The following is a 15000-nucleotide window of genomic DNA, read 5'->3' as shown; positions in this document are numbered from 1 at the left end:
GGGCTGAAGGGATCTTCCCTGATCCACACCCCGGTCACCGCATCGAAGAAGGCCGGACCGTCAATGACCTCCTGGTCGATGAGCGCTTCGAACGGCTTGCAATTGCGCTGACGCCATTCCTTGAGCAGGCTGTCGAGCAGGTCCTTCAGGTTTTTGAAATGGAAATAGAAACTGCCGCGCGTGACCTTCAGTTGTTTCGACAGGTGGTCGATCTTGACGTTGGCGATGCCCTTCTTTTCCAGCGTTGCTATGGCAGCCGCAACCCAGGCCTCGCGCGACAGCGTCTTTCGCGCCGCGGGCTTGCGTTCGGGAATAGGGGCACCTGTTTTCATCGCCGATCGCCCTCTCAGGGAAGGTTGCCGAAGCGCTCCAGCATCAGCTCGAAGAAGCCATCGGCATCGATGCGGCGCAGCACGTTGCAGTTTTTCCGCCGGCCGGTGACGTGCCACCAGTCGACGACGGTCATGCCGATGGTCTCGGGCGACATCAGCTCAATGGTGACGTTGCATTGCTTCTGTTCGTACAGATGCGGCGCAAGCAGATAGCCGGTGACACAGGCGTCATGGATCGGGCGGGCTTCGGTGGGGAATTTGTGCGAGCCGTACTGGCGGTAGAAATCGGCCATGTTGGCGGCTTCGATGGCCGAGCCTGTGCCGAGCGCGCGCAGCTTTTGCAGCCATTCCGGCGTCATCTGGGCGGTATAGGTGCAGTCGATGCCAGCCATGGTGACCGGCACGCCGGAATCGAACACGACAGCCGCCGCATGCGGGTCGACCCAGATGTTGAACTCGGCGGCGGGGGTGGCATTGCCGCCTTCGAAGAAACCGCCGCCCATCAGCACCACTTCACGGATGCGCGGGATGATGCGCGGCTCCATCACCATCGCCATGCCGAGATTGGTCATGGGTCCGAGCGTGCAGACGGTGATCTCGCCTTCAGGTGCCGCCATAAGCGTGTCGACCAGGAAGTTGACTGCGTGCTTGTCCTGCAGCGGCTTTGTCGGCTCGGGCAGGACACAGCCGTCGATGCCGGTCGGACCATGAACATATTCGGCGGTCTTGAGCGCCTTGACCATCGGACGCGAACAGCCGGCATAGACCGGCACATCGGAGCGGCCGGCGAGTTCGGCGATCTGCAGCGCATTGCGCGAGGTCAGCGCCAGCGGCACGTTGCCGCCGACGGTGGTAAGCGCCACCACTTCGAGTTCGGGCGAAMCAAGCGCAACCAGGATGGCAAAGGCGTCGTCCTGGCCAGGATCGGTGTCGATGATGATCTTGCGTGGCGACATGGCACTTTCCCCCGGTTCGATCGCCGGGTAGTTTCCGGCGGCATTGCAAGAATTCAGGCGTCATGCATACAGTACTGTATGTTATTTTCAAGACGGGTTGGGACACCTCCCGTTGGCACATTGGGGAGAAATGAATGGGGCCTCCAGTCGATCCGGTTCCCGCTGGCGACATCCAGCCGAAGAGTGCCGACGTCGTCATCGTCGGTGGCGGCATCATCGGCGTCAGCGCAGCTCTTTTCCTGGCCAGGAAGGGCATCTCGGTCGTCGTCTGCGAGAAGGGCCACGTTGCGGGCGAACAGTCGAGCCGCAACTGGGGCTGGTGCCGGCGCATGGGCCGCGACCCGCGCGAACTGCCGCTGATCGTCGAGGCGATGAAGATTTGGGGCGGTATCGAGGAGCTGGTCGGCGAAGATGTCGGCTTCCGGCGCACGGGCATTCTTTATCTGTGCCAGGACCAAAGCGATGTCGAACATCATGCCGAGTGGGTGAAAAGCGCAGGCGACTACGCGCTCGACTCCAAAATGATCGAGGGCCGGGCGCTGGCTGAACTGATGCCAGGCGCGCAAAAGACGTTTAGGGCAGCACTGCACACGCCAAGCGACGGTCGCGCCGAGCCGCAGAAGGCAGCTCCCGCGATCGCCCGTGCTGCCCAGCGCGCAGGTGCCCGCATCTTGTTGCGCTGCGCGGTGCGCGAGATCGAGACCGAGGGTGGCCGTGTTTCGGGCGTCGTCACAGAAAATGGCTTGATCCGAGCCAGCACGGTTGTGGTGGCGGGCGGCGCCTGGTCGAGCTGGCTGTGCCGTTCTGTCGGCGTCCGCCTTCCGCAGCTCTCGGTACGTTCGTCCGTGATGCGTACCGGCCCGGTCCAGGGCGGGCCCGATGGTGCTGCGTGGACCGAGGGCTTTGCCTACCGAAAGCGCCTCGACGGCGGCTACACCATCGCAAACGGCACCATCAGCTATCATCACGTGAACCCGGACAGCTTCCACTATTTCACCGACTTCTTGCCGATGCTGTCGCGCGAATGGCGCTCGGTTGGCCTGCGCTTCGGCGATTTCCTCAGCGGCCCCTTCGGGCTTTCACCCAGGCTGGAAGGTGCGGGCAGTGTCTACGAGAGGCATCGCACGCTCGACCCCGCTCCGGCTGTCGGCCCACTGGAAGCGGCCCGCGCCAACATGGAGAAGGTTTTTCCGGCTTTGAAAGGCGTGCCGACGCTGCAGCGCTGGGCCGGCTTCATCGATGCCACGCCGGACGCGGTGCCGGTKATTTCGCCTGTGAAGTCGCTGCCCGGGCTGGTGATCGCCACTGGCTTTTCCGGCCATGGTTTTGGCATCGGCCCCGCCGCAGGCAGGCTTACGGCCGATCTGGTGACCGGCAACACGCCGCTCGTCGATCCCCAGGCATTCCGCTACGAGCGTTTCATCGACGGTACCAGGCACCGTCCGACGACGGGGGTGTAGAGAGGCGGAATGTCTCAACCACCGCTAAGGATACGGCCCATCTCTTCCATGGCGGCATCGCGCTGCGGGTCCCGGCCTGCGGCGTAGGGCAGGCTGAAGGTCACAGGAATGTCTGGCTCGACGCCATGTCCTTCCAGCCGTACATCGTCGCCGATGACCGCGTCTGAGACTGCCACTTCGAGCAGGCTGTCATCAGGCAGTAGATAGGCACGTCCGGCCAGCAGCGCGCCAGCGGTCCGGGAGCCAATAAGCGGAATGCCGTTGGTCTTCAGCGCATAGGCGAAGAGTTCCAGTCCACTGCGTGCGCCTCCATCTATGATGCCCACGACAGGTCGCTGCCAGCGTACATTGGCAAGTGTTGCCTCGCCGTTGCGCTGGATGAGCCGGAATGTCGGGGTGTCGCCAACGAATAGCTCCGCTGCATCGGAGGGGCCGCCGCCCCAACGCCCGCGCAGGTCAACGACCATGCCGTCGACGTCCTTGAGCCGACCGTCGCCCAATTCGCGGGCAACGATGTCGAGGCCCTCAGGTGCCGAAAGTGTCCACAGCCTGACATTGCCGATCCGCTTTCCGTCGCGCTCGGTTACGCTGACGCTTGCCTCGATCGCTTTTTCGAACGTTTTGAGCGGACGCAACTGCTCCACAGCGACCTTGACGGTGATGGGTTCAGCTCCGGCGTTCCGGCGTAGGTTTACTTCGACGGTCCGGCCGACCTTGTCGCGGAACGATGTGATCTCGTGATAGGGCGCGCCATCCACGGCGAGGATCTCGTCGCCGACAAGGATACCAGCTCGCGCCGCAGGCGACCCGTCATAGACGTCATTGACGAACAGCGAGCCGTTGCCCGGCTGTGCGATCATGCCGATGCCGGGATACGAAACCTCGCCGTCGGGTGGAAACAGCCGCCGCAAATCGTTGCGGATGGCAAAGCGGAAAATGTCGGCAAGCTCGAAATAGGCGATGGTGTCAGGCTGGAAGCGGCCGGTGTGGGAGGCGCCAAGGCTGGCGAGAACCGTATCGATCGCCTTGCTGACCCGTTCATTGGAGCTGCCGGCATTGAGCGGCGCATCAGCGTTTTCGATTTCATGCCTGACCGCCGTTCCGAACCGCCCGAGCGCCGATGTGTCATGGAAATGATCGAACACCAGTTCAACGGCGCGATCGAACACCGGCTGGCCCGAACGGGGAGGGTCCTCCGCCATCGCCTGCGCAGGCATGAAAAAGAGCAACGCTGCCAATGCGAAGGAACCAAAGGTCCTCATGTCCACGAGCCGTTTCGTTCACCGATCCGGCATTATCGCCCGAACCGCTGGCGGAACGAGTCCCTTGATTGACAACATTCCGTGAGTGCCTCCGTCGATCATCGTTGTGCCGGGTAGGCTCCGCCCTATCCGACAGGGCGCCGGCGCGTCTGAAAGAGTAGGCCCGGTCCAACGCCCAAAGGTCCGCGTTTCTATCCCGGCAGGTGTTGTGAGCCGGCAGTGCAAAACCGAYCATCTTCCCGAAAGCCACAGACAGGGCACCACGCCGCAACAGTTTCGGGAGGACTTTTCATGGCCGGCTTCAATCAGCTCTTCGTTCCAGGACCGACCAACGTTCCGGAGATTGTCCGGCAGGCGATGAACATGCCGATGGAGGACATGCGCGCGCCGGATTACCCTGCCTTCACGCGTGGCCTCTTTACCGATCTGATGAAGGTGTTCCGCAACGAGACCGGCCGCGCATTCATCTTTCCGTCCTCAGGCACCGGTGCCTGGGAGTCGGCGATCACCAACACCTTGAACCCTGGCGACCGCGTGCTGATGTCGCGCTTTGGCCAGTTCTCGCATCTGTGGGTCGACATGGCCGAGCGCTTCGGCCTCGAYGTCGACGTCGTCGAGGCCGAATGGGGCACGGGCGTTCCGGTCGAGATCTATGCCGAGCGTCTCGCCAAGGACAAGGAACATCGTATCAAGGCGGTCTTCGTCACCCACAATGAAACCGCAACGGGCGTCACCAGCGACGTTGGCGCGGTGCGTGCGGCACTCACTGCCGCCAAGCACCCCGCACTGCTGTTCGTCGACGGTGTTTCGTCGGTCGGATCGATCGACTTCCGCCAGGAAGAATGGGGCGTCGACTGCGCCGTTTCAGGTTCGCAGAAGGGCTTCATGCTGCCGCCCGGCCTTGGCTTCCTGTCGGTCAGCCAGAAGGCGCTTGCCGCAGCCAAGACCGCCAAGTTCAACCGCTGCTACTTTTCCTTCGAGGACCAAATCCGCGCCAACGACACCGGCTATTTCCCCTACACGCCGGCCGTCCAACTGCTGCGCGGCCTGCGCGCGGCACTCGACCTGATCCAGGAAGAAGGCCTCGACAACATCTTTGAGCGTCACAACCGGCTGGCGACGGGCGTGCGCAAGGCTGTCGACGCCTGGGGCCTGCGTGTCTGCGCCAAGGAGGCGAAGTGGAACTCCGACACGGTCAGCGCGATCGTGGTTCCCGAAGGCATCGACAGCGCCGAAGTCGTCCGCCGCGCCTTCCACGGCTACCAGACTTCGCTCGGCGTCGGCCTCAACAAGGTTGCAGGCAAGGTGTTCCGCATCGGCCATCTCGGCTGGGTCAACGAAGTGATGATGTGCGGCGCGATCTCGGCGGCTGAAATGTCGCTGCGCGATTGCGGTGTCAAAGTCCAGCCAGGCTCCGGCGTGGGAGCCGCACTCGAGCACTACCGCCTGTCGGCCCAGCCGGCCGTCGCCAAAGCAGCCTGAAGCAGAACAGGGAGGAAAACAGATGAGCCATACACTCCACCACCTGCGCAAGCTTCGCCTTCAGCGTAGTGAACTCGCCGTGCCGGGTTCCAACCCGGAGATGATCCGCAAGGCCGCCGACGGTGATGCCGACTACATCTTCCTCGACATCGAGGATGCTGTGGCGCCACCGGACAAGGAGCGCGCGCGCAAGAACATTATCCAGGCCCTCAATGAGATCGACTGGCGCGCCAAGGGCAAGACGATTTCGGTGCGTATCAACGGCCTAGACACCCATTACATGTACCGCGACGTGGTCGATGTGATGGAGCAGGCGGGCGACAAGCTCGACACCATCCTGGTGCCCAAGGTCGGCGTTCCTGCCGATCTCTATATGGTCGACGCCATGGTCACCCAGATCGAGACGGCCAAGGGTTTCAAGAACCACGTCGGCCTGGAAGCCCTGATCGAGACCGCGCTCGGCATGGCCAATGTCGAAGCCATTGCCGCCTATGGCGGGCGGCTTGAGGCGATGCATTTCGGCGTCGCCGACTATGCCGCGAGCTGCAAGGCACGCACCGTCAGTATCGGCGGCCTCAACCCCGATTATCCCGGCGACCAGTGGCACGCAGCCCTGTCGCGCATGACGGTCGCCTGCCGCGCCTACGGCCTGCGCCCGATCGACGGGCCGTTCGGCGATTTCTCCGATCCTGAAGGCTACATCGCCGGCGCAAAACGTGCGGCGGCGCTGGGCATCGAAGGCAAGTGGGCGATCCATCCCTCGCAGATAGAACTGGCGAATGCTGTGTTTTCGCCGCCGGAAAAGGAGGTCACCCGCGCCCGCCGCATCATCGAAGTGCTCAAGGAAGCCGAGGAGCAGGGCAAGGGTGCCGCAGCCCTCGACGGCAAGATGATCGACGCCGCATCCGAGCGCATGGCCCGCAACGTGCTGGTCATGCATGACGCAATCGAGCAGTCGGCGCGCTCGCGCACCGGCCTGCCGAACTGAGGAGGAGTTCGACATGGATATTCATGAATATCAGGCCAAAGAGCTGCTCGCACGCTACTCGGTGCAGATCCCGCGCGGCGGCCTGGCTTACAGCCCCGAACAGGCGACCTATCGCGCCAGTGAAATCGGCGGCGGCAAATGGGTGGTCAAGGCGCAGATCCATTCCGGCGCGCGTGGCAAGGCCGGCGGCATCCGCATCTGCACCACCGACAACGAGGTCTCCGACGCCGCCGAAGCCATGCTCGGCCGCAAGCTGGTGACGCACCAGACCGGTCCCAAGGGCAAGCTGGTGTCGCGGCTTTATGTCGAAGAAACCGTCGATATCCGCCAGGAGCTCTATCTCGGCATCGTGCTCGACCGTAAGTCGGAGCGCGTCATGATCGTGGCGTCGGCTTCCGGCGGCATGGAGATCGAGGAGATCGCAGAAAAGCAGCCCGACTCGATCATCCGCGCCATCGTCGATCCGGGTGCCGGCATGCAGCAGTTCCAGGCCCGCGAGATCGCCTTTGGCCTTGGCCTCGACAACAGCCTGATCGGCAAGGCTGTCGACACGCTACTCGGCTGCTACCGCGTCTTCCGCGATTTCGACGCCTCGATGCTGGAGATCAACCCGCTTGTCATCACCAAGGACGGCAACCTGATCGCGCTCGACGCCAAGATGTCGTTTGACGAGAACGCGCTTTTCCGCCGCGCCGAGATATCGGAGCTGCGTGACAAGTCGCAGGAAGACCCGCGCGAAACCTTCGCCAGCGACCGTGGCCTGTCTTATGTCGGCCTCGAGGGCAATATCGGCTGCATCATCAACGGTGCCGGCCTTGCCATGGCAACGATGGACATGATCAAGATCGCCGGTGGCGAGCCTGCGAACTTCCTCGACATCGGCGGTGGTGCCTCGCCCGAGCGTGTCGCCAAGGCTTTTCGCGCCGTTTTGGCCGACAAGAACATCGAGACGATCCTGGTCAACATCTTCGCCGGCATCAACCGCTGCGACTGGGTGGCGGAGGGTGTCATCAAGGCGATCCGCGAAGTTGGTGTGAACGTGCCGCTGGTGGTGCGGCTTGCCGGAACCAATGTCGAAGAGGGCCGGCGCATTCTCGCCGAGTCGGGCGAAAAGGTGATCGTCGCCGACACGCTCGCCGAGGCAGCCGAGAAATCGGTCGAGGCGATGCGCGCATTTTCGAAAAGCAAAAAGAACTAAGGGAGGTCGAAATGGCAGTTCTCTTGAATCGCCGGACGCGCGTTATCGTCCAGGGTCTGACCGGCAAGATCGGCAGTTTCCACGCCGATGACATGAAGCGCTACGGCACCAACGTTGTCGGGGGTGTCACCCCCGGCAAGGGCGGGCTCGTCCACCAGGGCATTCCGGTGTTCAACACGGTCAGGGGCGCTGTTCGCGAGACCGGTGCCGAGGCCTCGATCGTCTTCGTGCCGCCACCCTTCGCAGCAGACTCGATCATGGAAGCGGCTGAAGCCGGCCTCAAGCTCTGCGTCTGCATCACCGACGGTATCCCCTCGCAGGACATGATGCGGGTCAAGCGCTACATGCGCCGCTTCCGCTACGAAGACCGCATGCGCCTTGTCGGCCCGAACTGCGCCGGTGTCATTACGCCCGGACAGGCCCTGATGGGCATCATGCCAGGCAACATCTACCTGCCGGGCCGGGTTGGCATCGTCGGCCGCTCGGGCACGCTGGGCTACGAGGCTGCCTCGCAGATGAAGGCGCTCGGCATCGGTGTCTCGACATCAGTCGGCATCGGCGGCGACCCGATCAACGGCTCGTCGTTCAAGGACATCCTCAAGCTGTTCGAGGACGATCCCGATACGGACGCGGTCGTGATGATCGGCGAGATCGGCGGTCCGCAGGAAGCCGAAGCCGCAGAATGGGCCAGGCACAACATGCGCAAGCCGCTTATCGCCTATATCGCCGGTCTTTCGGCGCCCAAGGGCAAGCGCATGGGCCATGCCGGCGCCATTATCTCCGCCTTCGGCGAATCCGCCCAGGAAAAGGTCGAGATCCTGCGCGAGGCAGGCGTGACCATCGTGCAGACGCCGGCAGCCTTCGGCCCGACTGTCGCGGGTGTGCTGGAACAGCAAAAGAAGGCCGCCTGACCTGGCCTTCGGGGAGCCGGCGCCGACCGGCTCCCCACTGCCCGACCGTCCGATTATCGATGATCCATCACATGATGTGTCGTTTCGAACTGCTAGAGTGCTTGTTGCGCGTCTGTTTTGGGCGTGCGGCAGTCCAAGCATGATCAAGGAATTGAAATGAAACCTCGCGTTATCGTCACGCGGCGCTGGCCCGTAGCAGTCGAACAGATCCTGGCAGAACGCTTCGACACGACCTTTAACAAGGGCGATGCGCCGCTCGGTCCGACTGAGCTCAAGGCGGCGTTCCTGAATTTTGACGCGATCCTGCCGACCGTCAGCGACAAGCTGCCGGCGGCGGTGTTTCCTGACGCCGATGTCCGCACCAAAATCCTTGCCAATTTCGGCGTTGGTTTCAGCCATATCGACACCGAAGCCGCGCGTGCCCGTGGCATCGTGGTGACCAATACGCCTGGCGTGTTGACCGATTGCACCGCCGACATCGGCATGAGCCTTTTGCTCGCCGTCGCCAGGCGCGCGGGCGAGGGCGAGCGCCAGTTGCGCGCCGGCCAATGGACCGGCTGGTGCCCGACCCACATGATCGGCACCAAGGTGACGGGCAAGACGCTTGGCATCATCGGCATGGGCCGCATCGGCAAGGCCATGGCCAAGCGCGCGCATTTCGGCTTCGACATGGATGTCGTCTTCTACAACCGCTCGAAGGTTGATGACGAGGAAACCCGCGCCATGGGCGCGCGCCAGCTCGCGACCATCGAGGACGTGCTGGCGCAATCGGATTTCGTCTCGCTGCATTGCCCGGGCGGTGCCGAGAACCGCCACCTGATCAATGCGGAGCGTTTGGCCGCGATGAAGCGCGGCGCGTTCCTGATCAACACGGCGCGCGGCGACGTGGTCGACCAGAAGGCGCTGATCGCAGCGCTCGACAGCGGCACGATCGCCGGTGCCGGCCTCGACGTCTATGACGGCGAACCGGATGTGCCCGGTGCACTTATGCGTTTGGAAAATGTGGTGCTGTTGCCGCATCTGGGCAGCGCCACCGAAGAAACTCGTGTGGCCATGGGCATGAAGGCGGTGGACAATCTGACCGCCTTCTTCGAAGGCCGCGCCTTACCCGACAAGGTGGTGTGATGATCCCCGACCGCTTGGCTCCCGCCGTGACCGTGCTCCGTGAACAGGCAATCACCTTGTTTCGCGAAGGCGTCGCGGCGTCGGACCCCGAGCGGGCGGTTATTGCGGCGCTTGAAAGCCGTGCCGGCGAAATCGCGGCGGCAAAGCGCGTCATTCTCATCGCCTTCGGTAAGGCCGCATGCCCGATGGCGCGCGCGGCCTTGCCCTTTGTCGCCGACAAGCTGCATATCGCCTGCGCGGTGACCAACAGTGAAAACGTGATCGGTATCGCCGGCGTCGATGTCATTGCCGGCGGCCACCCGTTGCCCGACGAGGGCAGCATCGCAGGTGCGTACGCCATCGAGCGCGCCGCCCGTTCTGCCGCGCCGGGCGATCTGGTTCTGGTTCTTGTCAGTGGTGGCGGTTCGGCGCTGATCTGCGCGCCGGCGCCCGGTGTTTCGCTCGCGGACAAAATCGCGCTGAACAGTGCGCTCATCCGCTGCGGCGCGGAGATTAACGAGATCAATGCCGTGCGCCAGCAGTTCTCGCGACTGAAGGGCGGGCGGCTGGCCAAGCTCGCCTCGGGCGCGAAGATGCTGTCGCTGATCCTGTCTGACGTGCCGGGCAACGATGTCGGCATCATCGCAAGCGGGCCAACCGCCCGGGCGTCTTCCAGCGTTGCCGACGCGCTCGGCATCATCTCGCGCGACGGCCTGTACGACAGGCTGCCCGCCACCCTGCGTGGCCATATCGACAATCTCTCGCTGAGCGGCCCTGAAACGAGCTTCGACCATGTCGAAAATGTTATTATCGGCTCCAACAGCATCAGTCTGAAGCAGGTGATGGACTGTGCCGGCGCAGCCTATCCGCTCGTCGTCAAGGCCGATGACTGGCTGAGCGGCGATGTCGCCGATGTCGCAGAAACCTTGCACCGCATGGCGATCTTTGCTTCCAGCCAGCACGGCCCGGTCGCCATAGTGGCTGGCGGGGAGCCGACCGTTCGCGTCGCCGGAACCGGCATCGGCGGCCGTAACCAGGAACTGGCGCTGCGCTTTGCGCTGCTCAACGAATGGACGTCGATCAGGCGTCCTTGGGTTTTTCTAAGCGGCGGCACCGATGGTCGCGACGGCCCCACCGATGCGGCCGGTGCCATCGTCGATGCCGGCTCCACCACGTCGATGCGCAAGCTGGGCTTCAATCCCGTGGCGCTGTTGCAGAACAACGACTCCTACCATGCGCTGGCGTCGTCGGGCGACTTGCTGATGACGGGCGCCACCGGCACCAATGTCGCTGATCTGCAAATACTGCTGATGCAGTAAGCGGAACCTGTCCGGCTGCAGTCGGGCGAAGTTGAATTCCCGGCTAACTACTGTTGCGCCAGCATCGTTCGCTTTGCGCCTTTATTCACAGCTGTTGTTTCTTTTGCTGAAAATGTTTACTCTCGGTGAAATAGATTCAACGAGCAGAGGCAGGCGGCAACGATATGGCGAAAGCGAAGGCAGCGGAAAAGCAGGCGCCGTCGAAAAAGAACGGCAAGGCTATGCACGCGGCCGTTGCGGCCGCAGCCGGCAAGTCCGCTCTGTCGCGCGTTTCCCCGCTGTCCCAGGATCCGCATGCCGTTCGYGACACCCGCGAAAAAGTGCTGGAAGTGGCGATCGGCCACGAGGTCCGCGCCTTCCGCAAGAAGCTCGGTATCACCGTCGCCGACCTTGCTTCGGCCACCGACATTTCGCTTGGCATGCTGTCGAAGATCGAAAATGGCATCACGTCGCCATCGCTGACGACGCTGCAGTCCCTGTCGCGCGCGCTCGGCGTGCCGGTCACTGCGTTTTTCCGCCGCTTCGAAGAGGAGCGCAACGCTGTCTTCGTCAAATCGGGCGAGGGTGTGGATGTCGAACGCCGGGGCACGCGCGCCGGGCACCAATATACGCTTCTCGGCCATATCGGCTCGGATACATCAGGCGTGACGGTCGAACCCTATTTGATCACGCTGTCGGAGGATTCGGACGTCTTCCCGACCTTCCAGCATGACGGCATGGAGTTCCTCTATATGCTGGAGGGCGAAGTGGTTTACCGCCACAGCAATAACCTCTACCGCATGACGGCGGGCGATAGCCTCTTTTTTGACGCTGACGCACCGCATGGCCCGGAAGAACTGACCCGGCTGCCGATCAAATATCTGTCGATTATTTCCTACCCGCGCGGCCGCGGCGGCGACTGAGGGCGGCGGGGCAAGATTGAGATTTTTGCTCGCTCGCCCAGCCTGATCACTTGCATCTATAGTTTTGTCGACCTGCGCTCCGAAGGCAGAGGTCACAGGTTCGAATCTTGTCGGTGCGCCAAATATTTCAATCGCTTAGTGAGATTTTGAGGTGCCGCTAGAAAGTTGGTGTCACCAAATAGTCACCGTGCGAGTCGACCAAGGCGGCCTGATAAAAGCCCTGCACATAAGGGTAATCGGCCCCCAGTGGGGACCGATTAAGTCATCTGTTCCGTTGCTTTGCCTCTTCGCCTTCTCAGCCAGTATGAAGGCGAGGGATGCCTTGTCTGCGATCCCGTCTTCTGCCGGGTCTGCCTCGCGGTCATGAAGCTCTTCGGCCGGTTCCGGTTCTAAGTCCGCATCACCGTCGAGCGTATCAAGGAGGTCGATCAACGTATCGATGGCATCCTCCACGCGGCGGCGGGAGATCATTCCGCCCCCCCCACTGAACTACGAGAGATCCTCCTAAGGCTTTTACAGCTTTGTGCAGATGGGTGGGGCCGACGAGCTTATGTTTCCAGGCATTCTGGAAAACCTTGTGCTTGCCTAGCGTCGACAAGTGGCTCGCCCAATAGAATGGGGGTACGTTTTGCTATCCGCGTCCTTGTGTAGTTAAGGCGATTGGCAATTTGCAGGATAGTTAGGCCAAGCGCATCAGCCATTTCTTTGCGCGTTGCCCCGTTCACAGCCATTCGCTTCAGAGTTCGGTCTTGTCCAGCAGTCCAGATGTGCTGGATCTTGTCGGGGATAAGACCGCACCACTTGGCCATCGACCGTATGGCGATCTCGCTTCTGTGAGGCAGCCGCTTTCGAACGGCCTCCATTGAAGGCCAAAACTCTTTTAAAACTTCACTTTCGATGTAGGTCCAGGAATCGTCACGACGAACGATGCTTGAGCGCCTTATTGCCGGTAGTGTTCCATGCATGATGCAAATCTCCGCAATAGTTAACATGCGGATACGGCGCCCGTTGAAGTCGGCACGAAAGTTCCGTTGGGTTAACTACAAAATACACAGTTAACGCTTGTTAACTGTGTGAGTTGAGAGCTCAAACAAAGCCAGTCCGCGAGCGGCCGCTGCTCGCAGGATTGACAGCGCTCGGCGTCTCCGCTTTTGCTGTATCGGGACCGAATAGCCAGGGCCGTTCCTGGAGCTGGGACATTTGGTTCGGTCGTTTGGACATTCATGCAGCGTGGTAAGTGATGGCGACCGCACTCACCTCCGAACTGATCCGTGCCGCGAATGAGACTGATCGATTGACCGAACAAGATAAGGCACGGCTGCTCCAGCGCGCCGCGTCGACCATAAGGAATTACCGCGAGATCATCGCCTATTCCGAGACGCCTGCGAACGATACAGGACAAGGCGACATCGTGTTCGAACTCAACGCGATGGCAAGCGCGATCGATCTGTTCCCGGCCGAAAAAGTGCAAGCTATGCTTTTGGAGGCTGTCGAAGTCATCAAGGCGTGCAAGATGCTGCTCGAGGAAAAGCGGAAGATTTTGGAATAGCTCTGGGGAGGGCTTGGGGATGGACATCCGCTTGCGCCGCTACATCTTGCTGTTCGGAGCGCTTACAGCGGCCGCTCCGTTTGTGGCATGGGCCCTGATCACTGCGCTTCCTCAATACCAAGAGACTATCACTGACATCTTTGGCATCCCGGTCGCCTTCGCGATCACACAATCCACGGCGTACTACTTCTTCTTCCGAAACAGGCGCTTACCTTCCCCCAGCGAATATTGGCGACTGGTGGGCTACTGCACGGCTATTGGCGTCGGGCTGGCAATTGTCTCGGTTTGGCTGTCCGGCTCGTTTGACGATTTGTCATCAGGGTTCGTCGTGTTCATGCTGGCCATGATGATCGGCKTTCAATCCGCGGTGCTGGTTATCGCCTTCTCAAGCTTCATGGGGCGATCGATGTTGAAGCACCTGGAGAAGATCGATCAAAGGCAGAAGCAGAAGATCGTGGAGTAGCCCCCGCAAAATTGCCGATTGGTAGCCCAATGGTGAGGACGATCATTGCAATCGAATGCCTAGCCATCGCGGTGCCGGTGGTGCTGATCTTCGGGATACTTGGCTTCATCGCCTGGGGTGGTCATTGCCCTCAGGGAAACCGATGTGCTGCTGACCGCTTCCTATTGTGGGTGTGTGCTGTCATCGTCCTAGTCAGTGCGAGTGCCTGTGTCGCGGCGTCGCGATATCTATGGCGCTCTTGGCGCTTGAAGTCATGAAGGCCTACAGGGTGTTGCTCGAAGAAAAGCGAAAGCTTTAGAATAGCTCTGGGGAGGGCTTGGGATGAAGGAAAGGCTCCTAGCCACTATGGCAATGCTCGCGGTCGCCGGGTGCACATCGCCGCCTGCCGAGTATGCAGCCACCCTCTCGACCCAAGACCCAAAATGGCGGTCTCCAGAGTGCGAACAAATCCGCGCAGCGGCATTGAACCACGAGGCTGGAGAAAAGAAGACATTGAGCATACCGGCCGGTCTGTTGCTTGGCCCGTATGGGGTTGGGATCGCACTGGCTGGCAAAGAGCATCAAGAAAAGAAAAGAAAGCTGATCGCCCACGATCTGCATATGCGATGCTCAAGTCTACCTCTTCCGAAAAATCTACAAATCAATCCAGATATGTAGGGATTGGCGCTGATCGGGGAGTAGCGGAAGCTTGACGACGATGTTCATGATGCTCGATATCCTTCTCCACCGAATGGGGCTATTGCCGCACATTGGCCACCGCTCCGGCCCAGTGCCGAGGCGTCTCCACGGGGTCAACGGTAGGTCTATCTCAGGCGAATGAGCTTTTGCGCTCTTACGATCCGACGGTGACGACGAAATGCTTCGTCACTGGCTCGATGATCGTCCAGGTGCCCTTGAAGTCAGCTTCCACCACAAACGCGTCGCCCGGCCCAACCTCGACGGGTTCACCACCATCCGGCGTGATGATGATGCGGCCCGAGATCATGTGGACGAATTCATAGTCTGTGTAGGTTGCGTGGTAGGTGCCCGGGGTCGCCTGCCAGGTTCCCGATAGAACCTTGCCGTCCTCAGTCT

Annotated in this window: 17 protein-coding genes; 11 read left to right on the top strand and 6 right to left on the bottom strand. The window is 61.5% G+C overall.

The features are described 5' to 3' along the window. Nucleotides 1-332 (bottom strand): TetR/AcrR family transcriptional regulator (locus tag AC1DWF_RS23600; protein ID WP_476842106.1); only part of this gene is annotated, 332 nt, incomplete at its 3' end. A gap of 14 nt (nt 333-346) precedes the next feature. After that, nucleotides 347-1288 carry a nucleoside hydrolase gene (locus AC1DWF_RS23595; protein ID WP_476842105.1) on the bottom strand — a complete coding sequence of 314 codons (942 nt, stop codon included), beginning with the start codon at nt 1286-1288 and terminating at the stop codon, nt 347-349. Between the two features lie 134 nt (nt 1289-1422). Here AC1DWF_RS23595 and AC1DWF_RS23590 point away from each other — a divergent pair, with 134 nt between their 5' ends. Next, a complete protein-coding gene (locus AC1DWF_RS23590) occupies nt 1423-2748 on the top strand; it encodes an NAD(P)/FAD-dependent oxidoreductase (RefSeq protein ID WP_476789141.1) in 1326 nt (441 codons plus the stop codon). Nucleotides 2749-2762: 14 nt separating this feature from the next. Here AC1DWF_RS23590 and AC1DWF_RS23585 read toward each other — a convergent pair whose 3' ends face one another. After that, nucleotides 2763-3965 carry a S41 family peptidase gene (locus tag AC1DWF_RS23585; RefSeq protein ID WP_476789146.1) on the bottom strand — a complete coding sequence of 401 codons (1203 nt, stop codon included), beginning with the start codon at nt 3963-3965 and terminating at the stop codon, nt 2763-2765. 336 nt (nt 3966-4301) lie between these two features. Here AC1DWF_RS23585 and AC1DWF_RS23580 point away from each other — a divergent pair, with 336 nt between their 5' ends. The 7 genes from AC1DWF_RS23580 to AC1DWF_RS23550 all read left to right on the top strand — a co-directional run bounded on the left by AC1DWF_RS23580 (nt 4302) and on the right by AC1DWF_RS23550 (nt 11914). After that, a complete protein-coding gene (locus AC1DWF_RS23580) occupies nt 4302-5492 on the top strand; it encodes an aminotransferase class V-fold PLP-dependent enzyme (protein ID WP_476789142.1) in 1191 nt (396 codons plus the stop codon). 22 nt (nt 5493-5514) lie between these two features. Next, on the top strand, nt 5515-6480 hold the full coding sequence (locus tag AC1DWF_RS23575) for an HpcH/HpaI aldolase/citrate lyase family protein (RefSeq protein WP_476786351.1): 966 nt from the start codon (nt 5515-5517) through the stop codon (nt 6478-6480). A 13-nt stretch (nt 6481-6493) separates the two neighbouring features. After that, a complete protein-coding gene (locus AC1DWF_RS23570; RefSeq protein WP_476789143.1) occupies nt 6494-7678 on the top strand; it encodes a malate--CoA ligase subunit beta in 1185 nt (394 codons plus the stop codon). An 11-nt stretch (nt 7679-7689) separates the two neighbouring features. Beyond that, nucleotides 7690-8589 carry a succinate--CoA ligase subunit alpha gene (gene sucD / locus AC1DWF_RS23565; protein WP_476789144.1) on the top strand — a complete coding sequence of 300 codons (900 nt, stop codon included), beginning with the start codon at nt 7690-7692 and terminating at the stop codon, nt 8587-8589. 156 nt (nt 8590-8745) lie between these two features. Then, complete coding sequence (locus AC1DWF_RS23560) at nt 8746-9714, top strand: 2-hydroxyacid dehydrogenase (RefSeq protein WP_476787147.1); 969 nt, start codon at nt 8746-8748, stop codon at nt 9712-9714. A 26-nt stretch (nt 9715-9740) separates the two neighbouring features. Continuing rightward, a complete protein-coding gene (locus AC1DWF_RS23555; protein WP_476842104.1) occupies nt 9741-11012 on the top strand; it encodes a glycerate kinase type-2 family protein in 1272 nt (423 codons plus the stop codon). Between the two features lie 164 nt (nt 11013-11176). Then, nucleotides 11177-11914, top strand: coding sequence for a helix-turn-helix domain-containing protein (locus AC1DWF_RS23550; RefSeq protein WP_476799910.1), 738 nt, complete (start codon nt 11177-11179; stop codon nt 11912-11914). Between the two features lie 171 nt (nt 11915-12085). On the opposite strand, the gene AC1DWF_RS23545 is transcribed toward AC1DWF_RS23550, so the two are convergent. Beyond that, a complete protein-coding gene (locus tag AC1DWF_RS23545; protein WP_476789574.1) occupies nt 12086-12385 on the bottom strand; it encodes a hypothetical protein in 300 nt (99 codons plus the stop codon). Between the two features lie 77 nt (nt 12386-12462). Continuing rightward, complete coding sequence (locus tag AC1DWF_RS23540; RefSeq protein ID WP_476804323.1) at nt 12463-12879, bottom strand: hypothetical protein; 417 nt, start codon at nt 12877-12879, stop codon at nt 12463-12465. A 275-nt stretch (nt 12880-13154) separates the two neighbouring features. On the opposite strand from AC1DWF_RS23540, the gene AC1DWF_RS23535 reads away from it, so the two are divergent. From AC1DWF_RS23535 to AC1DWF_RS23525, 3 genes are all read left to right on the top strand, one after another. Further along, nucleotides 13155-13463, top strand: a complete 309-nt coding sequence (locus tag AC1DWF_RS23535) for a hypothetical protein (protein ID WP_476787286.1) — start codon at nt 13155-13157, stop codon at nt 13461-13463. Nucleotides 13464-13482: 19 nt separating this feature from the next. Beyond that, nucleotides 13483-13926: an ABZJ_00895 family protein gene (locus AC1DWF_RS23530; protein ID WP_476842103.1), complete on the top strand. Its 444-nt coding sequence runs from the start codon at nt 13483-13485 to the stop codon at nt 13924-13926. A 321-nt stretch (nt 13927-14247) separates the two neighbouring features. Beyond that, complete coding sequence (locus tag AC1DWF_RS23525; protein ID WP_476789575.1) at nt 14248-14583, top strand: hypothetical protein; 336 nt, start codon at nt 14248-14250, stop codon at nt 14581-14583. 175 nt (nt 14584-14758) lie between these two features. On the opposite strand, the gene AC1DWF_RS23520 is transcribed toward AC1DWF_RS23525, so the two are convergent. Beyond that, nucleotides 14759-15000: cupin domain-containing protein (locus AC1DWF_RS23520; protein ID WP_476842102.1), on the bottom strand; the 242-nt coding region annotated here is incomplete at its 5' end.

The organism is Aminobacter sp. P4_D5 (assembly GCF_056401815.1).
This window is presented reverse-complemented; position numbering and strand designations above follow the sequence as displayed.